At 69.8% G+C, this 19,674-nt stretch carries 15 protein-coding genes and 5 pseudogenes; 11 read left to right on the forward strand and 9 right to left on the reverse strand.

The genetic code is table 11. The features are described from left to right. Positions 1-6: 6 nt before the first annotated feature. From G4G29_RS19680 to G4G29_RS19690, 3 genes and pseudogenes are all read right to left on the reverse strand, one after another. The gene (locus G4G29_RS19680) at positions 7-600 is read right to left on the reverse strand and encodes an ATP-dependent Clp protease proteolytic subunit (RefSeq protein WP_183151291.1); all 594 of its coding nucleotides are present in this window, start codon (positions 598-600) and stop codon (positions 7-9) included. Beyond that, positions 597-1,210, reverse strand: a pseudogene (locus G4G29_RS19685) (ATP-dependent Clp protease proteolytic subunit). Before G4G29_RS19685 ends, G4G29_RS19680 begins: the two are co-directional and overlap by 4 nt. 131 nt (positions 1,211-1,341) lie before the next feature. After that, complete coding sequence (locus G4G29_RS19690; RefSeq protein ID WP_183151292.1) at positions 1,342-2,769, reverse strand: hypothetical protein; 1,428 nt, start codon at positions 2,767-2,769, stop codon at positions 1,342-1,344. 213 nt (positions 2,770-2,982) lie between these two features. On the opposite strand from G4G29_RS19690, the gene G4G29_RS19695 reads away from it, so the two are divergent. Further along, the gene (locus G4G29_RS19695; RefSeq protein ID WP_183151293.1) at positions 2,983-3,450 is read left to right on the forward strand and encodes a hotdog domain-containing protein; all 468 of its coding nucleotides are present in this window, start codon (positions 2,983-2,985) and stop codon (positions 3,448-3,450) included. Here G4G29_RS19695 and G4G29_RS19700 read toward each other — a convergent pair. Further along, a pseudogene (locus tag G4G29_RS19700) lies at positions 3,384-4,623 on the reverse strand (PLP-dependent aspartate aminotransferase family protein). The gene G4G29_RS19695 and the pseudogene G4G29_RS19700 sit on opposite strands and share 67 nt — an antisense overlap. Positions 4,624-4,732: 109 nt before the next feature. Here G4G29_RS19700 and G4G29_RS19705 point away from each other — a divergent pair. Continuing rightward, positions 4,733-5,203, forward strand: coding sequence for an Lrp/AsnC family transcriptional regulator (locus G4G29_RS19705; protein WP_244632228.1), 471 nt, complete (start codon positions 4,733-4,735; stop codon positions 5,201-5,203). Between the two features lie 72 nt (positions 5,204-5,275). After that, entirely contained in the window at positions 5,276-6,985 is a 1,710-nt protein-coding gene (locus G4G29_RS19710; RefSeq protein ID WP_183151295.1) for an AMP-binding protein, read from the forward strand. Positions 6,986-6,989: 4 nt separating this feature from the next. Here the strand turns inward: G4G29_RS19710 and G4G29_RS19715 are convergent, their stop codons facing one another. After that, positions 6,990-7,394 carry a hypothetical protein gene (locus G4G29_RS19715; RefSeq protein WP_183151296.1) on the reverse strand — a complete coding sequence of 135 codons (405 nt, stop codon included), beginning with the start codon at positions 7,392-7,394 and terminating at the stop codon, positions 6,990-6,992. A gap of 131 nt (positions 7,395-7,525) precedes the next feature. Further along, a pseudogene (locus G4G29_RS19720) lies at positions 7,526-8,997 on the reverse strand (MATE family efflux transporter). Between the two features lie 151 nt (positions 8,998-9,148). On the opposite strand from G4G29_RS19720, the gene cycA reads away from it, so the two are divergent. Further along, on the forward strand, positions 9,149-10,615 hold the full coding sequence (gene cycA, locus G4G29_RS19725; protein ID WP_183151297.1) for a D-serine/D-alanine/glycine transporter: 1,467 nt from the start codon (positions 9,149-9,151) through the stop codon (positions 10,613-10,615). Positions 10,616-10,620: 5 nt separating this feature from the next. Here cycA and G4G29_RS19730 read toward each other — a convergent pair whose 3' ends face one another. Further along, positions 10,621-11,064, reverse strand: a complete 444-nt coding sequence (locus G4G29_RS19730) for a DUF2871 domain-containing protein (RefSeq protein ID WP_183151298.1) — start codon at positions 11,062-11,064, stop codon at positions 10,621-10,623. A 120-nt stretch (positions 11,065-11,184) separates the two neighbouring features. Here G4G29_RS19730 and G4G29_RS19735 point away from each other — a divergent pair, with 120 nt between their 5' ends. Further along, positions 11,185-11,793 (forward strand): hypothetical protein, encoded by a 609-nt coding sequence (locus G4G29_RS19735; protein WP_183151299.1) that lies wholly within the window; start codon positions 11,185-11,187, stop codon positions 11,791-11,793. A gap of 19 nt (positions 11,794-11,812) precedes the next feature. Here G4G29_RS19735 and G4G29_RS19740 read toward each other — a convergent pair whose 3' ends face one another. Together G4G29_RS19740 and G4G29_RS24350 are read right to left on the reverse strand one after the other, a co-directional pair. Beyond that, positions 11,813-12,436, reverse strand: a complete 624-nt coding sequence (locus tag G4G29_RS19740; RefSeq protein ID WP_183152913.1) for a response regulator transcription factor — start codon at positions 12,434-12,436, stop codon at positions 11,813-11,815. A 69-nt stretch (positions 12,437-12,505) separates the two neighbouring features. Then, positions 12,506-13,732 (reverse strand): annotated as a pseudogene (locus G4G29_RS24350) (sensor histidine kinase); the annotation flags it as partial. Positions 13,733-13,869: 137 nt separating this feature from the next. Here G4G29_RS24350 and G4G29_RS19750 point away from each other — a divergent pair. From G4G29_RS19750 to G4G29_RS19775, 6 genes and pseudogenes are all read left to right on the forward strand, one after another. After that, the gene (locus G4G29_RS19750; RefSeq protein WP_183151300.1) at positions 13,870-14,856 is read left to right on the forward strand and encodes an aldo/keto reductase; all 987 of its coding nucleotides are present in this window, start codon (positions 13,870-13,872) and stop codon (positions 14,854-14,856) included. 30 nt (positions 14,857-14,886) lie between these two features. Then, complete coding sequence (locus G4G29_RS19755) at positions 14,887-15,540, forward strand: YigZ family protein (protein ID WP_183151301.1); 654 nt, start codon at positions 14,887-14,889, stop codon at positions 15,538-15,540. Between the two features lie 77 nt (positions 15,541-15,617). Next, positions 15,618-16,537, forward strand: a pseudogene (locus G4G29_RS19760) (DnaJ domain-containing protein). A gap of 197 nt (positions 16,538-16,734) precedes the next feature. After that, positions 16,735-17,157 carry a Fur family transcriptional regulator gene (locus tag G4G29_RS19765; RefSeq protein WP_183151302.1) on the forward strand — a complete coding sequence of 141 codons (423 nt, stop codon included), beginning with the start codon at positions 16,735-16,737 and terminating at the stop codon, positions 17,155-17,157. A gap of 64 nt (positions 17,158-17,221) precedes the next feature. After that, positions 17,222-18,703 (forward strand): catalase, encoded by a 1,482-nt coding sequence (locus G4G29_RS19770; protein WP_183151303.1) that lies wholly within the window; start codon positions 17,222-17,224, stop codon positions 18,701-18,703. Between the two features lie 190 nt (positions 18,704-18,893). Next, the gene (locus G4G29_RS19775) at positions 18,894-19,664 is read left to right on the forward strand and encodes an alpha/beta hydrolase (RefSeq protein ID WP_183151304.1); all 771 of its coding nucleotides are present in this window, start codon (positions 18,894-18,896) and stop codon (positions 19,662-19,664) included. The last annotated feature ends 10 nt before the right edge of the window (positions 19,665-19,674 follow it).

A 19,674-nucleotide genomic window follows, 5' to 3' on the forward strand; every position in this document is an offset into this window, starting at 1 on the left:
CCGGGGTCACACGGTGCGCGCGCCGAGCACCCTGTCGATGAGGCCGTAGTCCTGCGCGGCGGATGCCGTGAACACGCGGTCACGGTCGGTGTCCGCACGCAGCTCCTCGACCGTCCGGCCGCTGTGCCTGGCGAGGATCTCCTCCATGTCCGAGCGCACCCGCACCACCTCGTCCGCTGCGAGGATCAGGTCGGGGATCGCACCGCGCGACTGCCCGGCCGGCTGGTGCAGCACGATGCGCGCGTGCGAGAGGGCCGCACGCTCCCCTGGAGCACCCGCCGCGACGAGCAGCGCAGCCGGGCCGATCGCCTGTCCGACGCACGTGGTCGCGATGGCCGGACGGATGTGCTGCATGGTGTCGTAGATCGCGAGCGCGGCGCCGGGATCACCGCCCTCGCTGTTGATGTAGAACTGGATGCCCGATTCGGGACTGTCCGCGTCGAGGTGCAGCAGCTGGGCGATCAGGGCGTTCGCGACCCCCGCGTCGATCCCGGTGCCGAGGTAGATGACGCGCTCGGCGAGCAGGTGCGAGTAGACGTCCATGATGCGCTCACCCCGCGGGTGCTGCGCGATGACGTTGGGGATCGTGTAGCCGCTCATGCGCCCGCCCCCAGCCCGACGTGCGCGCGTCGACGCGGCATCACGTCGCCGATCGAGGCGACGATCTCGTCGATGAACCCGTACTCCCGCGCCTGCGTTGCGGTGTACCAGCGGTCGTGCAGGGAGTCTTCGAAGATGCGCTCGATCGGCTGGCCGGTGTCGTCGGCGATGAGTCCGAGCACCGTGTCGCGCATGTGTCGCAGGTCGTCGGCCTGCGTCTCGATCTCGACCGCCGAACCGCCGATGCCCGCCGATCCCTGATGCATGAGGATGCGTGCGTGCGGGAGTGCCCTGCGTTTTCCCGGAGTGCCGGCCGAGAGCAGGAACTGCCCTGCGCTGCACGCGAGTCCGAGCGCGAGTGTCGCGACGTCGTTGGGGACGAGTCGCATGATGTCGCGGATTCCGAGCATCGACGGCACCGAGCCGCCCGGCGAGTGGATCCAGAGGGCGATGTCGGCCGTCGGGTCCTCGGCCGACAGCGCGAGCAGCTGCGTCATCAGCAGCGTGCCGTTGTCGTCGTCGAGGGCGCCGTCCAGCACGAGCACCCGCTCGTGGAACAGCGCGCCCGGGCTTCGGGGCCGAACTGCGGGAGGGAGTTGTCTTCGCTCATGCCCCCAGCATCCGTCTGCGCCGGGTCACCTGCGGCCGTTTCCGCCCTCGGCGGCTCTGCCCTGAGCGGATGCCGGTGGGGCGGCATCCGCTCAGGCGGGGGTGGGGTGGGGGAGGGGTCAGGGGATGGGGTCAGGCGGCCAGGGCCAGGGCGCGGCGATGGGAGATGCGGTGGCCGACCCAGAAGCCGATCGCGATCAGTCCGGCCAGGGCGATGCCGAGGATCCAGGGCAGCGTCGACGGGGCCGCTCCGGCCGTGGCGGTGGCGAGGGCGCCGGAGCCGTCCGCGATCAGGCCGGTGCCGACGGCGAGGTCGGCCGCCCCGGCCTGCAGCGCGTCCCCGCCTGCCGCGAGGTCGTCGGAGCCGTCCGCGAGCGTCGTCGCGCCGTCGGAGAGCTTCCCGATGCCCGTGTCGAGGGCGCCGGAGCCTGATTGCAGCTCTCCGACCCCGACGGCGAGCGCACTCGCACCCTCGTTCAGGCGCGCCGCACCCGCGCTGAGGTTCACGGTTCCCGAGGAGAGGGCCGACGCGCCGGTGGAGAGCGTCTGCAGCCCGGATGCCAACCGCTCGGCGCCCGCGGAGAGCTGCGAGGTTCCGGAGTGGAGTTTCTGCGCCCCGGCCGCGAGTGCGGGAGCACCCTCGGGAGCGACGAGTGCGACGGTTCCCGGCCAGCCCTTCGAGGGGTCGCCATGCACGATCGCCCCGACACCGGCGGTGACCTTCGCCGCACCGTCGGCCGCGCCGACGAGTCCCTGGGCGAGAGCGGGAGCTGCGGCTGCGGGTACCGCCAGTGCGTCGACCTCCTGATCGACGCCGGCCGCGAGCCGGGCGAGCGCCTGCAGCTGCGGGTTCGTGGGGTCGGCTGAGAGAAGGCCGGCGAGGCCGTCGGCGAGCTGCTGGGAGTGACCGGGCGCCGTCGCGGCGACGCCCTGGAGCGCGGCCTTCGTGTCGGGGTGGGCGAGCGTCAGCACCGACGGCGTCACACCGGCGCGCAGAGTGTCGCTGAGCGTGCTCGCACCGGCGAGGACACCGTTCGCGTAGCGGTGTGCGCCGTCGACTCCTGCGGAGAGCTTCGCCGCCCCAGCCGCGACCGTCGCCGCACCGGCGTCGGCCTGCACCAGCGTGGTCGAGAGTTCCTGCGCCCCGGCGAGCGCCGTCTGCGCTCCCCCGCTGACCCGGCCGGCGCCGTCGACGGCGGTCGATGCACCGGCCGCGAGGTTTCCTGCACCCTCGGCCAGGGTGGTCGCTCCGACTGCCGCCTTCGTGGCGCCATCGCTCAGCTTCTGCGAACCGGAGTGCGCGGCTGCGGCACCCGCCGCGAGGTCGTCGCTGCCGTCGGCGAGCCGGTCGGCTCCGACGGCGAGGTCGTCGGCTCCGGCGGCGAGGTCGGCAGAGCCGTCCTTCGCGGCCACGGTGCCGTCGGCGAGCTCGGATGCTCCGGCGGCGATCTTGCTCGTCGTCACGAGGAACAGGATCACCATCGCGGCCAGCAGCAGGCTGAGCACGATCACGGCGATGCGCATGCCGGTTCCGTGCGCGTGGGGTTTTGCACTCGTCATCGAGGACTCCCAGGGTCAGTGGCGTCGTTGCCACGGGCGACTGTATGGGCGCGCCGACACTCCCCTTCAGGATTTGCCGGTCGAAACCAAGTCTCACCACAGTCGATACTCAGTTTCTTGTGGTGAGTGCACAATTCCTGTCCGAAACGGCTGTGCGCTCCAGGAAAACGGCCCGTAACATCGTCGACTCACGGGGCTCGTACCCTCGTGTCCATGGCGAAGCAGAAGACACCGGCCTGGTCGGAAGACGGACTCACCTTCCGCACCCGCAAGTGGGTGCGCCCAGAGGACCTCAATGCGAACGGCTCGCTGTTCGGCGGGAGCCTGCTCAAGTGGATCGACGAGGAGGCCGCGATCTACGCGATCGTGCAGCTCGGCAACTACCGCGCCGTCACGAAGCACATCTCGGAGATCAACTTCGAGGCGTCGGCCGTGCAGGGCGACCTCATCGAGATCGGCCTGCAGGCCACGCGCTTCGGCACGACCTCACTCACGATGCGCGCCGTGGCGCGCAACATGATCACGCGCAGGCGCATCCTGACGATCGACAAGATCGTGTTCGTGAGCCTCGACGACGACGGGACGCCGACCCCGCACGGCTATCGGGAGATCACCTACGACCGTGACCGCATGCCGACCGAACGGGTCGCGACGGGCACCATCCGGCTCCCGGCGCTCTGAGCGTCGAGCGCCCGGAAGGCCCGGGCGAGGTCGGCGATCAGGTCGTCCACATCCTCCAGCCCGATCGAGAGGCGGAGCACATCGGCGCCGGGGCGAGCCTCGGGCGGAACCGGACGGTGCGTGAGCGCGGCCGGATGCTGGATCAGCGAGTCCACCCCACCGAGGGACACCGCGTGCGTGAAGAGCGACGTCGCCGTCGTCACCGCTGACGCCGCAGCGAACCCGCCCCGCATCCGCATCGCGATCATCGCGCCCGTCCCGCGCATCTGCCGGTCGAGGATGCCGCGCGGGTCACCGTCGAGCCCCGGATAGAAGACCTCGGCGACCTCCGGACGGTCGATCAGCCACTGCACCACCCGCCGCGCGCTCTCCTGCTGGTGGCGCACCCGCACCGGCAGGGTCGTGAGTCCGCGGTGCAGCAGGTACGCCCCGAGCGGATGCAGCAGCCCCCGGTGACCGCACGCACGCGGCGCAGCGCCTCGGCGGTCTCTTCGCTGCAGGCGACGACGCCGGCGATCACATCCCCGTGCCCGCCGAGGTACTTCGTGGCGCTGTGCAGCGACATCGCGGCGCCCAGGTCGATCGGGTTCTGCAGCACCGGAGTGGCGAAGGTGTTGTCCACCACGACAGGCACGGCGCCGGCCTGGCGCACGACGTCGGCGATGTCGGCGATGTCGAGCGTGGGGTTCGCCGGGGTCTCCACCACGACCAGCCCGGTGTCCGGGCGCATGCTCGCCGCCACCTCATCGGGGTGGCAGTAGGTGGTCTCGACGCCGAGCAGCCCGGAACCGAGGAGGTGGTCGGTGCCGCCGTAGAGCGGGCGGACGGCCACCACGTGCCGCACCCCGGACGCGCCGGTGTGGGCGAGGATCACCGCCGTCATCGCGGCCATGCCCGACGCGAAGGCCACGGCGGCCTCGGCGTGCTCGAGCTCGGCGAGAGCCGCCTCGAAGCGGGCGACCGTGGGGTTCCACAGTCGCGCGTAGACCATGCTGCCGTCGGCGGGCGGTCGGCCCCCGTTGCCATGGCCTCGTAGGAGTCGCCGCCGCGTTCGATGTCGGGCAGCGGGTTCGTCGTCGACAGGTCGATCGGCAGCGCGTGCACTCCGAGACCCTCGAGGTCGGAGCGGCCGCTGTGGACGGCGACGGTGTCAGGATGCAGCGGTGCAGTCATGCCTCCACGTTGCCGGAATCACGATGAATCCGCACGAAGTCGACAGAAGCCGCCGGAGATCTGCCCGCTGACGCTATTCTGAGCGAGATCTGGCCGATGAAAGGGGACCGTGTTGGCGAAAGCACAACTCGACGAGATCGACCTCGAGCTGCTCGCGGTCCTCACCCGCGACGCCGAGATCACGAACAAGGCGCTCGCGCATCGGCTGGGTCTCGCCGACTCGACCTGCGCCCACCGCGTGCGGGCGCTCCGCGAGCGAGGCGTCATCCGCGACACCCGCATCCGGGTGGACGGTGCCGCCCTCGGCTACCCGTTGCAGGCGATCATCAAGGTGCGCCTGGCGAATCACACCGGCGCGAAGGTCACGGCACTGTTCGACGCACTCGCGGGCATCCCACGGGTGCTGCAGGTGTTCCACGTCGCCGGTGTCGACGACTTCCTCGTGCACGTGGCGGTGGAGGACGCGACGGCGCTCCGCGACATCGTGCTCGAGCACATCACGATCCACCCTGTGGTGCGCGGCACCGAGACCCAGCTGGTGTTCGAGCTTCGCGACGGCACCGGTCTCCTTCCCGCCTGACGCCCGGATGTCACGGCGTCCTCGTCGTGCGCGAAGATGGAATGCACGTCCGCACAGGAGCAGAGGAGCACCATGAGCCGCAGCGCCACCGCAGCCACCGCGAAGATCCGCGAGATGCGGGACTTCCTCTTCGCGAATGCGACCGACTACGCGGCAGCCCGCGCCGGTTTCTCCTGGCCCGACGTCGACGAGTTCAACTTCGCGCTGGAGTGGTTCGACGTGGTGGCCGCCGAGGCGCCGGATCGCCCTGCGGTGCAGATCGTCGAGGCCGACCTCAGCCTGCACGCCTGGACGTACGGGGAGCTCTCCACCCGGTCCGATCAGGTCGCCGCCTGGCTCACGGGACTCGGCATCCGCCGTGGCGACCACGTGATCGTGATGCTGAACAACACCATCGAGCTGTGGGAGGTGATGCTGGCGATCACGAAAGTCGGCGCCGTGTCGATCCCGACCTCCACCCTGCTCTCCTCCTCCGACCTCGAGTACCGCGTGCAACACGGACGTGCCGGCGCGGTCGTGACGCTCGGAACACTCGCCGACCGCCTCGACGGCATCGACAGCCGCGTCCTGCGCATCGGCGTCGGCGCGGACATCCCTGCCGGATGGGCGCGCTTCCACGACTCGTCCTCCGCGCCGACGGACTTCGAGCCCGACGGCCCGACGCCGGCATCGGACACCGCACTGCTGTACTTCACCTCGGGAACGACCAACCGTCCCAAGCTCGTGCAGCACACGCACGTCTCGTATCCGATCGGTCATCTGTCCACCATGTGGTGGCTCGGCGTGCGGCCGGACGACGTGCACCTCAACATCTCGTCCCCCGGCTGGGCCAAGCACGCATGGTCGAGCTTCTACTCGCCGTTCCTCGCCGGGGCCACGGTCTTCGTCTACAACTACGACCGCTTCGACGCGAACGCGCTCATGCAGGTCATGGACACCCACCACGTGTCGACGTTCTGCGCGCCGCCGACCGTGTGGCGGATGCTCATCCAGGCCGACCTCACCAGGCTCGGTCATCCCCCGCGCGAACTCGTCGGCGCGGGCGAGCCCCTGAACCCCGAGGTCATCGACCGCGTGCGCGACGCCTGGGGCGGCACGATCCGCGACGGGTTCGGGCAGACCGAGATGACCGCCTGCATCGGGAACTCCCCCGGCCAGACCGTCAAGGTCGGATCCATGGGACGACCGCTGCCCGGCTACCCGGTCGTCCTGCTCGATCCCGTCACCGGAGAAGTGGTCGACGGTGAGGGCGAGATCGCCCTCGACCTCTCGCACCCGCCGCTCGGGCTGATGGCCGGGTACTACGACGACCCCGAGAAGACCGCCGAGTCACGTATCGGCGGCTTCCACCACACGGGTGATATCGCGGTGCGCGACGACGACGGATACCTGACCTATGTCGGACGCTCCGATGACGTGTTCAAGGCCTCCGACTACAAGATCTCGCCGTTCGAGCTCGAGTCGGTGCTGCTGGAGCACGACCTCGTGGTCGAGGCGGCTGTGATCCCGAGTCCGGACCGCACGCGGCTGGCCGTGCCGAAGGCCTACGTCTGCCTGGCCCCCGCTGCCGGCGCTGCGGAGTCGGACGCGGCACGCGCCATCTTCGCCTACGCGCACGAGCGACTGTCGTCGCACCTGTGGGTGCGGATCATCGAGTTCGTGCCCGAGCTGCCGAAGACGATCTCCGGCAAGATCCGTCGTGTCGAACTGCGCGCACGAGAAGCCGCGCGAGTGGACTCCGGTGACGAGTCGGGACAGCACCGCGACCGCGACTACCGCTGAGCGCTCAGGGCACGATCGCGATCGAGGCGGTCGCCGTGGTCGCTCGCGCGGGCTTGGACACGGCGACGGTCGGCTTCACCGGGGCCGGGAGCGGTTCGTCGGGCGTGCGCTGCGGGCGCTCGACACCCGACGCGTTCACGAGGGCCCGCACGACGCCGCCGATCGTCAGCATGGCGACGAGCGCCGCGCACGCCAGGATCAACGGCAGCCACTGCTGAGCGAACGATGCCGTGACGCTCATCAGCGCACCCACGATCCAGAGCCCGACAGCACCGCCCGTGACCGCTCCGGACCCGCGGATGATCGCGACCGCCGCGACGATCGCGCAGACGCCGGCGACTGCCGCTCCCACGTATCCGATCGGCACCATCACCGCAGCCAGATCGCTGGCCACTCTCATTGTCGTCATGACGACCCCCGTCAGCGGAAACCCCGCTACCTCGACAGTAGAAGTGTGTCGCGGAAAGGCCATCCGTCTCAAGTCCCATCCGCATCATCCTCGAGACGGATATCCGCGCGACGGCGAGCCGCGGGCGGGGCTCAGCCGCGGCTCGGCCAGCGCAGACGACGCGGCCGCACGACCCGCACCGGCTGGGTGACCACGGCGTCGACGACCATGGAGCCGTCTGTCGGCCCGAGGATCGCGATCGCCGAGGTCTCGGTCGCCTCCGCCGGGGCGATGGGCAGCCTGCCGAGTGCCCGGTGCGCGCGGACGTACGCCGGCACCAGCAGCACGATCGCCCCGACCCACGCGAGCGGGTTGCTGAGGGCCACCCCGTCGAACCCGATCCAGGCGCCCAGCACGATGGCCGCCCCGACGCGCATGACCAGTTCGATCACACCCGTCACGGTCGGCACGAGCGTGTGGCCAAGGCCCTGGGCGCGCCGCGCAGCACGAAGAGCATGCCGAGCGCCCAGTAGCCGCATCCGTTGATGATGAGCATCCGGTGCGCCATGTCGACCACGTCGTCCGAGCCGTCGCCGATGAACAGGCGGACCATGGGGGCGCCGAAAGCGATCAGCAGACCGCCGAGCACCACGCCGGCGCCGACCGACATCCAGGTCGCCTCGACCACACCGCGACGGATGCGATCGGGGCGTCGGCCCCCGTGGTTCTGCGCCGCGTACATCGAGACCGCGAGGCCGAGCGAAGACAGCAGCGCCACGGCGAGGCTGTCGACGCGGGATCCGGTCGTGTAGGCGGCGACGGCGTCGGCGCCGAGGGTGTTCAGAGCCACCTGCACCGTGAGCGTTCCGATCGCGATGATCGACGCCTGGAACCCCATGGGCAGCCCGAGACGCAGGTGCTCGGCGATGTCGGCGCGGCTGACGCGCCAGTCCGCGCGACGCAGGTGCAGCATCGGCAGGCGGCGGCGGACGAACTCCAGGCAGAGCGCGACCGAGACGGCCTGCGCGATCACCGTCGCCAGCGCTGCACCGGCGACGCCCCATTCGAGGGGACCGACCATCAGCACCACGAGGCCGACGTTGAGTGCACAGGACACGGTGAGGAAGACGAGCGGCGTCCGGGAGTCGCCGATCGCGCGGATGATCGCCGAGAGGTAGTTGAAGAACATCGTCGCGCTCGCGCCGAGGAAGCTGATCTGCGTGAAGACCGTCGCCTCCGGCATGAGCTCGGCCGGCGTCTGCAGAAGAGCCAGGATCGGCCCGGCGAGGAGCGGAGCGGCGACCGTCAGGATCACGCTCGTGATCGCGCTGAGGATCACACCCGTCGCGACGGATCGCCGCACGGCGGCATCGTCGCGGGCACCGAACGCCTGAGCGATCGGGATCGCGAAACCGCTGGTCAGACCCCAGGCGAATCCCAGCAGCAGGAACAGCAGGCTACCGGTCGCACCGACCGCGGCGAGCGACGTGACGCCGAGGTGTCTGCCGACGACGATCGCGTCGGCGAACTGGTAGAGCTGCTGCACCACGTTGCCGAGGAGGAGCGGGATGGAGAAGGCAAGGATGACGCGCCACGGGCGGCCCGTGGTGAGGGAGGTGGCCATGGAGGGAGGCTCGCAGAACTGAGGGGTGGATCGGGGCCGTCCCAGCTTATCGAATCGTTTCGGCGCAGTATGCCGGATCGCGGTTCGAAAGGTCGCGGACGGACGCAGGTACCGTCGGAGCGACACCGTCGACGACGACCGGAGGAAGCACGTGACGAAGCACCATACCGGCGGGACCGGACGCGACCGCGACGCCACGGACGACGGCGAGGGACGGCAGCTGCGGCGAGCGCTGAGCAACCGCCACATCCAGCTGCTCGCGATCGGCGGAGCCATCGGCACCGGCCTGTTCATGGGCAGCGGGAAGACGATCTCTGTCGCGGGCCCGTCGGTGATCTTCGTCTACATGATCATCGGGTTCATGCTGTTCTTCGTCATGCGGGCGATGGGCGAGCTGCTGCTGTCGAACCTGAAGTACACGTCGTTCAGCGACTTCGCGAGCGACCTGCTCGGACCGTGGGCAGGATTCTTCACGGGATGGACCTACTGGTTCTGCTGGGTCGTGACCGGCGTGGCCGACGTGATCGCGATCGCCGGGTATACGGATGCGCTGATCCCCGGCATCCCGCTGTGGATCCCCGGCGTGCTGGTGGTCGTGATCCTGCTGGCCCTCAACCTGCCGACGGTCGCCGCGTTCGGCGAGATGGAGTTCTGGTTCGCGCTGATCAAGATCGTCGCGATCGTGGCGCTCATCCTCACGGGGCTCGTGATGATCTTCACCGGATTCCAGCATGGCGCCGGGACCGCGAGCTTCTCGAACCTGTGGGATCACGGAGGCATGTTCCCGCACGGCTTCCTGGGTTTCGTCGCCGGATTCCAAATCGCGGTGTTCGCGTTCGTCGGGATCGAGCTCGTCGGCACGGCCGCGGCCGAGACGAAGGATCCGAAGCGCAACCTCCCCAAGGCCATCAACGCGATCCCGATCCGGGTGCTGCTGTTCTACGTGGGAGCGCTCATCGTGCTGATGTCCGTCACCCCATGGACCGAGTACGTGGCCGGCGAGAGTCCGTTCATCGCGATGTTCGCCCTCGCCGGACTCGGCATCGCCGCCACCGTCGTGAACCTCGTGGTGCTGACCTCGGCGATGTCGAGCGCGAACTCCGGGATTTACTCGACCTCTCGCATGGTCTTCGGCCTGGCTCGGGACGGCGACGCCCCGCGCGTGTTCGCCCGCCTCTCCCGCCGCCGCGTGCCGCAGAACGCCCTGTTCCTCTCGTGCATCCTGCTGCTGTCCGGCGTGGTGCTGCTCTATGCGGGCAAAGACATCGGCACCGCCTTCGACATGGTCACCACGGTCTCGGCGCTGTGCTTCATGTTCGTCTGGACGATCTTCCTGTGCAGCTACCTCGTGTACCGGCGCACCCGCAAGGACAAGGTCGCGGCATCGACGTTCCGGATGCCGGGCGGCGTGTTCATGGTCTTCGTCGTGTTCGCGTTCTTCGTGTTCATCCTGTGGGCTCTCACGACGCAGCCCGACACGCTGACCGCGCTGCTCGTGACGCCGATCTGGTTCGTGCTGCTCATCGTGGCGTGGCTGTTCGTCCGCCGGTCGCCGGACCATCTCGCACGCCACGAGGCGCACATCGCCCACCTCCGCGACGAGTCCGTCGAGGAGTAGTCCGATCAGGCAAGGACAGAGTCAGCCGGAACGGCAGGCTTCGCGGCGGACAGACGCGTGCGCAGAGCGAGGAACAGCAGCACCATCCCGGCGCTGAGCAGGATGTGCCCCATGCCCGCGATGCCGGCGATCATCTTCGACGACTCCTGCCCGAGCACCGTGAGGCAGCCGTGCCAGAACAGCGTCGCGGAGGTCAGCACGAGTCCGGCGATATAGGTCCAGAAGAACCAGCCGAACAGACGGCTCTCGGAGAGCGCGAAAACCTTCTCGAGCAGCAGCACGATCAACAGCACGACGAAGCCCAGCACGAGCAGGTGCGTGTGCACGAGCCCCAACTGCGTGGACTCCCCCTCCGGGAAGCCGTTGATCTTGGTGAACTCCCGGTAGAAGAGTCCGGAGGCGACGCCCACGAGCATGGAGGCGAACGCGGCGTAGAAGAGTCTGCGCATGGTGGTCCTTTCGAGTCTCTTCCAGCCTCCGCGCCGTGCGCGCGTCACGGATCCATCGAACGGTTGAGACGCGGCGCCCGCCCCTTGCGCGCCCGACAGGAGATGTGGTGACCTGTGGGCATGACCTTCTTCCCTCCCGACCCCGAGATCCCGGAGCCCGAGGAGAACGAGTCGGAGCGGCAGCCATGGTGGCAGGCCCCCGAGGACGAGTTGCCGGTGCTGCTTCCCGTCTCGGAGACCTTGGCGGTCAACGACCACCTGGCGTTGGGGCTCATCGGCGTCGCGGTGTACAGCGACGGGGTGGAGTTCCGGCTGGAGGGACGGCTTCGACGCGACGGGCTTCCGGCGGCCGAATGGAACGAGCTGTGCGCCGATTTCGTGGGACACGGCCCGATGGGCGGACCGACGAACCCGGACGGCCGCCTGCGCTTCGGCCTGGTGCTCGGCGACGGCGAGAAGGTCCTCGTGGAGGGCTTCCCGTACTTCGGCGGAGATGCGCCTGCGTCGGACACGACCGCGCACTCCCTCTCGCGCAACAGCGCGGGCGCGAGCGGCGGAAGCCACAGCTACTCGTCGACCGATCGTCTGTGGCTGTGGCCCCTGCCGCCGGAGGGCCCGATCGAGTTCGTGATGCAGTGGCCCGCGCTCGACGTCGATGAGCGGCGCATCGTGCTCGACGGCTCCGCGATGCGCGAACTCGCCACGCGTGTGCAGCGGTTCTGGGACTGAGCGGGATCCTCGGACCGCGTCAGAGCAGTCCGGTGTCGCGGGCGATGGCGATAGCGCGGGCGCGACTGTCGGCGCCGAGCTTCTCGAACACGTGCACGAGGTGGGTCTTCACAGTCGCCTCTGTGACGAACAGGGTCTTCGCGATCTCGCGGTTCGAGGCTCCGGTGTCGAGCAGCCGCAGCACATCGAGCTCCCGATCGGTCAGGCGCACCCGTGGCGCGCGCAGGACCTGCACGACGCGTTCACTGAGTTCCGGCGTGAGCACGAGCCCACCCGAGGCCGCCTGTCGGATCGCGCGCACGATGTCATCGGGAGCGACGTCTTTCACGAGGTAGCCGGCAGCACCCGCCTCGATCGCCCCGAGGATCTCGGCGTCGCGGTCGAACGTCGTCAGGATGATGACGGCCGGTGCCGGGCTGTCCGCTCGCAGCGCAGCGGTCGTCTGCACGCCGTCCATCCCCTCTCCCAGCCGCAGGTCGCAGAGCACGACATCCGGGTGCAGATGCCGTGCGAGCACCACGGCCTCCTCGCCGGAGGACGCCTCGCCGACCACGTCGATGTCGTCACGACGGTCGAACAGCGAGCGCACACCCGCGCGCACGATCGGATGATCGTCGACGAGCAGCACCCGCACGGCGGTCATGACACCCCGATAGGGAAGGTGGGCTGAGAGCGCGGTGCCGTCACCGGGTGCGCTCTCGACGTCGAGGCCCCCGCCGAGCTCGCGGAGCCGCGCGCGCATCGAACGCAGACCGTAGCCGCCCCCACGGGCGCCCACCCCGCCCCGGGCATCCCAGCGGGCGGCGTCGAAGCCCACCCCGTCGTCGACGATGTCGAGCCGCACCGCGTCGCCCGCGTCGGCCAAGGTGACCACGACGCGCGACGCGTCGGCGTGGGTACGGACGTTCGCGAGGGCGGACTGCGCGGTCCGCAGCAGGGCGATCTCCGCGTCGATGCCGAGCGACGGCAGGGCGTCGTCGGCGTGGAGCGTCACCGCGATCCCGGTCTCGTCGGCGAGGCGTTCGAGCATCCGGGCGAGGGCATCCCCCAGAGCGGTGGACTCGAGCTCCGCGGGCATCAGCGCGTTCACGATGCGCCGTGCATCGGCGAGACCCTCGGCGGCGAGCGCATCGATCTGTCCCAGGGCACGCGCGCGCTGCGAAGGGTCGTCGGAGGCGAGGGCCGAGCGCGCCAGCATGCCGATCGATGACAGGCCCTGCGCGACGGTGTCGTGGATGTCACGCGACACCCGCGTGCGTTCCGCGCTGGCGCCGGACTCGCGCTGCGTGCGGGCGAGCTCGTCCTGCAGCGCCGACATCTCCTCCTGCGTCGCCACGAGCGAGGCGATCAGCTGACGTCGTTCGCGTCCGTCGCGTACGAGCTCCAGATATCCGCGCGAGATGCCCAGCGCGAAGACCCCGCCGACGAGAGGACCGATCACGTTCGCATAGCTCGTCGCGCCCGTGTGCACCACGGGTGCTGCGACCACGATGGCGAAGATCAACACGCTCAGCGCCACGGCCCACCGCAACGGCATCACGAATCCCGCGAGCAGCCACAGCGGGAACGCGAGCCAGACGAACTCCGGCGACACGACGACGGCTCCGAGCCAGATGAGGGTCAGTCCGAGCAGCCACCAGGTCGCCAGACGGCGATCCGATGTGCGATCGCCTGTGCGATCGCCTGTGCGATCGCTCACCAGGAGACCGCCGCCGTACCAGCCGAGGAACACGAGAGAGAGCGAGAGCACCCACGGCAACGGCACCCCGTCGCCCACCGCACGCCAGGCGCCGATCACCACCAGCACCACGGTGATGAGGGCCTGACCGATCCGGATCGACCCGACCAGGCTCGCCCAGGTGCGCGCGGGCCGCAGGGGTGGGGGTCGATGGACGGCATGCTCACATTCTTCCCCCGAACGCGCCGACCGCACCTCCATCGTTCGGTCGATCCGATCCGCCGGAGGGGCTCCGAGGAAAGGGGGTACTCACAGACCCCTCCCTCGCGGCCCCGCTCGCGCGTAACGTCGACCCCACGGCCACCGACCCGTCGGAGGCCACGACGAAAGGACCGCACATGCATGCACGCACACTCGGACAGGGCCTTCGAGTCTCGGCCATCGGACTCGGCTGCATGGGCATGTCGCAGAGTTACGGCCCCAACCCCGGAAGCCGTGACGACATGATCGCGGTGCTGCGGTCGGCGCTCGACCACGGTGTGGACTTCTTCGACACCGCCGAGGTGTACGGACCCTACGTGAACGAGGAACTCGTCGGCGAGGCGCTGGAGCCGATCCGCGACCGTGTCGTGCTCGCGACCAAGTTCGGATGGGATATCCAGGACGGGAAGAGCGTCGGTCTGAACAGTCGACCGGATCAGATCAGGCGGGTGGCCGAGGCATCGCTGCGCCGGCTGCGCACCGACGTGATCGACCTCTTCTACCAGCACCGCGTCGACCCGGACGTGCCGATCGAGGACGTCGCCGGAACCGTCGGCGACCTGATCCGCGAGGGCAAGGTCCGCCACTTCGGACTCTCCGAGGCCTCGGCAGACACCATCCGCCGCGCCCACGCCGTGCATCCGGTCACCGCGCTCCAGAGCGAGTACTCGTTGTGGACCCGCGATCCCGAAGCCGAAGTGCTGCCCGTGCTGGCGGAGCTGGGCATCGGGTTCGTTCCGTTCAGTCCACTCGGCAAGGGATTCCTCACCGGCACCGTCGGCCAGGACACGGACTTCACCGCCGGCGACATCCGCGCCACGCTCCCGCGCTTCGCGGCGGACAACCGCGCCGCGAACCAGGCGCTGGTCGCCCACGTCGCCCGACTCGCCGCGGCGAAAGAGGTCGCTCCGGGGCAGATCGCGCTCGCCTGGCTGCTCGCCCGGCAGCCGTGGATCGTGCCCATCCCCGGGACACGGCGCACGGCGCGCATCGCCGAGAACGCCGAAAGCACGAAGGTCGCCCTCTCCGCCGATGAGGTCGCCGACCTCACCGACCTGGCCACGCGCATCGGCGTGCGCGGCGAGCGCTACACCCCACAGCACATGGCCTACCTCGATCGGTGAGTCGCGCGACGCGTCGGTATCGTGAGGCGGGTGACCTCCGCTCGCAGCTACCCCGCGACCATCGCGGCCGCGGTCGAGCACGAGAGCGTCATCCGCAAGTCGCGCTTCCTCACCCGCATCGAACCCGTCTCGTCGGTCGCACAGGCCGAGGTCGTGATCGCCGGCATCCGCAGGCGCGCGTGGGATGCCAACCACAACTGCACCGCGATGGTCACCGGGCTGCTCGGCGACCAGGCGAGGTCGTCGGATGACGGGGAGCCGTCGGGGACCGCTGGTGTCCCCATGCTCGAGGTGCTGCGCCGGCGCGAGCTGACCGACGTCGTCGCGGTGGTGACGCGCTACTTCGGCGGTGTGAAGCTCGGGGCGGGCGGTCTCGTCCGCGCGTACTCCTCGGCGGTGTCGGAGGCTCTCGACCTCGCCGCGCTCGTACGTCGCGCGGCGCTCCGGCAGGTGACGCTCGAGGTTCCGCATGCCGACGCCGGGCGCTACGACAACCTGCTGCGCGACTGGGCGTCGCATCACGGCGCGACGCTGGGCGAGCCGACGTACGCGGCGACCGCCACGCTCGAGCTGTGGGCGCCCGAGGCCGAACTCGCTCGCCTCGCCGCCGACCTGGCCGCGGCATCCGCCGGTTCGGTCGTCCCCGTCATCGGCGTCGAACGCATCGTCGACGTGCCCGACTGACCCCTTCCGCGAGCGCTCCGAGCCCACCCATACAGAGCGGCGGATATCCTGGATGCCGCGGTCGCGGAGGGAGAGCGATGTTCGACAGTCCGCTCTCGGCCTCGGCCTACGAGATCCTCGGCGTCGACCGCACGGTCGATGACGTCGAGCTGCGCCGCGCCTACCGTCTGCGGTTGCGCCAGACGCACCCCGACACCGGCGGCGATGCGGCGATCTTCATCCAGGTGCAGCGTGCGTGGGAGCTGATCGGCACCGTGGAGGGTCGCGCCGCCTACGACCGGCGCACCGGCGTGACCCACGAGACCGGGGCCGGATGGAGCGGGTGGCGACCGCAGGCCGCGCGCACCGACACGCGTCCACGCGCCCGGTCGTACGGCCACCCAGGCGGCTGGCGCCGCGAGCGCTACCTGGCTCTCATCCGCGAGTGGGCGGGCCGCGGCGTCGACGTGCCCGATCCCTACGACCCCGCGATGGTGCGTTCGGCCCCGCGGGATCTGCGCCGCCTCCTCGCCGACGCCCTCGCGGAAGAGGCCACCGCACGGACGGTCTCCGACCTGGGCATGGGCTTCACGGTGTGGCACGACGTGGTGGCCGGGGCCACGGCCGACGACAAGCTCGACCATGTGGTGCTCGGCCCCTCCGGTCTGTACGGCGTGATGTCGGAGGACTTCGGCGGCGTCGTCGGCTTCCGCCGCGGCGAGATCACCGGCCCGAGCCTCGGCACCTGCGCACCCGTCACGGCGGCGCTCGGCCGCATGCGCACGATCGCGAAGGCGGCGCGGATCAGATTCAGCGGCGCGATCATCGTGCTCCCCGACGACGACCTCGCCCAGGCCGTGACCCCCTGGGAACGAGCCGTGGCGTCCCGGTCGTCGTCGTGCGCCGGAGCGCCCTCGCGATGGTGCTGCGCCAAGGCGTCCCGCAGGCCAGGGCCATCGGCGGCAACGAGCTGTTCGACGTGCGCACCCGGCTGCAGCAGACCGTGCGCTTCGTCTGACGCGTCCCCGGCTCTCCCCGACGATTCCCGGACCTGCCGACGAGTCCCGGACCCGCCGACACTTCCCGACGGATTTGAGGCGAATCCTCGGCATATCGTCGTGTCCTCGGCGAATCGTCGCGGTGCGCATCGCCGGCGCGACGACATCCCGGCATGCTGTTCTTTTGAACTATTCAAAAGACGGGTATGCTCGAGATATGGAGACAGAACTCGACTCGGCGCTTCGCGACGCCGGGCTTCGGGCGACCGCGGGCCGCGTCGCCGTGCTCGAGGCTCTGGACTCCATGGCCCATACGGATGCGGAGCGGGTCTACCGCAGCGTGTCCGAAGTGCTGCCGACCACGTCGATCCAGTCGGTGCACAACATCCTCGCGGACCTGACGACGGCGGGACTCATCCGCCGGATCGAACCGGCAGGCTCCGCAGCGCTCTATGAGCGGCGCATCGGCGACAACCACCACCACGTCGTCTGCACCTCCTGCGGTGCCGTCGGCGATGTGGACTGCGTCGTCGGCGAGGCGCCGTGCCTCACCCCGTCATCAGCGGGGGGATTCACCGTCCAGACAGCCGAAGTCACCTTCTGGGGCCTGTGCCCCAGCTGCCAGAACGCCGCGCAGTAGTCCGGCCGATCACTCCTCCACGAGAGGGGGTGTTCGTCGCGCCTGCGCGGAGAAGGAGAACACCATGACGAACCCTGCCACCCCGAACCCTGCCGCTCCGACACCCGCCACCACGACGCAGACCGGCACCCCGGTCGCCAGCGACGCGCACTCCCTGACGGTCGGCGCCGACGGCCCCACCGTGCTCCACGACCGTTACCTGGTCGAGAAGCTCGCCTCGTTCAACCGCGAGCGGGTGCCGGAGCGCAACCCGCACGCCAAGGGCGGCGGCGCCTTCGGCACGTTCGTCGTCACCGAAGATGTGTCTGCCTACACGCGGGCTGCCGTGTTCCAGCCCGGAGCCGAGAGCGAGACGCTCATCCGCTTCTCGTCCGTCGCCGGCGAGCAGGGATCCCCCGACACCTGGCGCGATGTGCGCGGCTTCTCGCTGCGCTTCTACTCGACAGAGGGCAACCTCGACATCGTCGGCAACAACACCCCGACGTTCTTCCTCCGCGATGCCATGAAGTTCCCGGACTTCATCCACTCGCAGAAGCGCCTCGGCGACTCCGGTCTCCGCGACGCCGACATGCAGTGGGACTTCTGGACCCTCTCGCCCGAGACCGCCCACCAGGTCACCTACCTCATGGGTGACCGCGGACTCCCCCGCAGCTGGCGGCACATGAACGGCTACGGCTCGCACACGTACCAGTGGGTGAACGCCGCAGGCGAGCGCTTCTGGGTGCAGTACCACTTCCTCTCCGCGCAGGGCGTCGAGGCCATGGGCGCCGACGAGGCCGAGCAGCTCGCCGGATCGGATGCCGATCACTACCGTCGCGACCTGTTCGACGCGATCGGCCGCGGCGAGCACCCGTCGTGGGACATGTACGTGCAGATCATGCCCTACGACGAGGCCAAGGCCTACCGGTTCAACCCGTTCGACCTCACGAAGACCTGGTCGAAGAAGGACTACCCGCGCATCAAGGTGGGCACGTTCACCCTGAACCGCAATCCGCAGAACTTCTTCGCCGAGATCGAGCAGGCCGCGTTCTCGCCGGGGAACCAGGTGCCCGGCACCGGGATCTCCCCCGACAAGATGCTGATGGCGCGGGTGTTCGCGTACTCCGATGCGCAGCGCTACCGCATCGGTGCGAACTACAACCAGCTTCCGGTGAACCAGCCCCACGCCGCCGAGACCCGCAACTACATGCACGAGGGTCAGATGCAGTACCGCTTCAATCCCGCGGAGCACCGCACGTACACGCCGAACTCCTACGGTGCGGCCGGCGGTCCGGCAGCGGATCCCGTGGCAGGCGTCGAGGCGAGCTGGGAGGCCGACGGCGAGCTCATGCGCTCGGCGGCGACCCTGCACGCCGAGGACGACGACTTCGGCCAGGCCGGGACCCTGTATCGCGAGGTCTTCGACGGCGAGCAGCGCGTCCGGTTCCTCGAGACGCTGACCGGTCAGGGCCGTTCGATCACGATCGACGAGATCCGTGAGCGGTTCTTCCAGTACTGGACGAACGTCGACGCCGAGCTCGGCGCCGCGCTGCGCGACCGCGTCTGACCGACGGCGGCACATCGAGACGCCGCGTTCTCGCCGAGACCCCCTCCCGCACCCCGCAGGAGGGGGTCTCGGCGTTCGAGGCGAGCGATCCCGGCACCCGGGTCATCGGCTTCGGCGTGCTGCGCGGACCCCGCGGCGGGCGAGAGGGCCAAGATGGAGAGGTGGCCGTCCCCTCTCCGACCTGAACCGCATGCCCGACCCGCAGCACGTGTACGCGGCCGACGGCACCCGCCTCGCGACATACACCTGGGGCGAACTCGACGCGCCCGTCGTGGTGATCGTGCACGGCTTCGCATCCAACGCGCGTGACAACTGGGTCCTGACCGGCTGGGTGCGCGAGCTGCTTCGCGCCGGGTACCGCGTGCTGGCGCTCGACCAGCGCGGGCACGGGATGAGCGAGAAGCCGCACGACCCGGCCGGCTACCGCATCCGGACGCTCGTGACCGATGTCGAGACCGTCATGGACACGTACCTCGTGGATGACGCGGTCTACGTCGGGTACTCACTCGGTGCGCGTGTGGGCTGGGAGGTCGTGCGTGAACTCCCGCACCGTATCGGACGCGCGGTGCTCGGCGGCGTGCCCGACGGCATCCCGCTCGCCCGGCTCGATCTCGACCAGGTGCGCGCCTACATCGCCGACGGCACCCCGGTCGCCGACCCGACGACGCAGAACTACATCGCCCTGACGGAGCGGGTGCCGGGGAACGACCTGCAGGCGTTGGTCGCCCTCGCGGAGGGCATGCGATCGTCGGGGATGATCGACCCCGATCCCGCGGATGCGCCGGTCCGACCGATCCTCTTCGCCACCGGTTCGAAGGATGCGATCATCGAGGGCTCGCGCGCGTTGGCGGACGCGGCCCCCGACGGTCGCTTCTTCGAGATCCCGAACCGGAATCACTTCAACGCTCCGGGCTCGCGGGACTTCAAGGAGGCCGCGGTGGCCTTCCTGTCCGAGGGGTAGCGGTCGCCTG

It is taken from the genome of Microbacterium sp. Se63.02b (genome assembly GCF_014171575.1).
Taxonomy (GTDB): domain Bacteria; phylum Actinomycetota; class Actinomycetes; order Actinomycetales; family Microbacteriaceae; genus Microbacterium.

Excerpts from the sequence above, each read along its gene's own strand:
- G4G29_RS19680 (WP_183151291.1), bottom strand. The coding sequence starts at position 600 with ATGAGCGGCTACACGATCCCCAACGTCATCGCGCAGCACCCGCGGGGT.
- G4G29_RS19690 (WP_183151292.1), bottom strand. The coding sequence starts at position 2,769 with ATGACGAGTGCAAAACCCCACGCGCACGGAACCGGCATGCGCATCGCC.
- G4G29_RS19695 (WP_183151293.1), top strand. The coding sequence starts at position 2,983 with ATGGCGAAGCAGAAGACACCGGCCTGGTCGGAAGACGGACTCACCTTC.
- G4G29_RS19710 (WP_183151295.1), top strand. The coding sequence starts at position 5,276 with ATGAGCCGCAGCGCCACCGCAGCCACCGCGAAGATCCGCGAGATGCGG.
- G4G29_RS19715 (WP_183151296.1), bottom strand. The coding sequence starts at position 7,394 with ATGACGACAATGAGAGTGGCCAGCGATCTGGCTGCGGTGATGGTGCCG.
- G4G29_RS19730 (WP_183151298.1), bottom strand. The coding sequence starts at position 11,064 with ATGCGCAGACTCTTCTACGCCGCGTTCGCCTCCATGCTCGTGGGCGTC.
- G4G29_RS19735 (WP_183151299.1), top strand. The coding sequence starts at position 11,185 with ATGACCTTCTTCCCTCCCGACCCCGAGATCCCGGAGCCCGAGGAGAAC.
- G4G29_RS19740 (WP_183152913.1), bottom strand. The coding sequence starts at position 12,436 with ATGACCGCCGTGCGGGTGCTGCTCGTCGACGATCATCCGATCGTGCGC.
- G4G29_RS19750 (WP_183151300.1), top strand. The coding sequence starts at position 13,870 with ATGCATGCACGCACACTCGGACAGGGCCTTCGAGTCTCGGCCATCGGA.
- G4G29_RS19765 (WP_183151302.1), top strand. The coding sequence starts at position 16,735 with ATGGAGACAGAACTCGACTCGGCGCTTCGCGACGCCGGGCTTCGGGCG.
- G4G29_RS19770 (WP_183151303.1), top strand. The coding sequence starts at position 17,222 with ATGACGAACCCTGCCACCCCGAACCCTGCCGCTCCGACACCCGCCACC.
- G4G29_RS19775 (WP_183151304.1), top strand. The coding sequence starts at position 18,894 with ATGCCCGACCCGCAGCACGTGTACGCGGCCGACGGCACCCGCCTCGCG.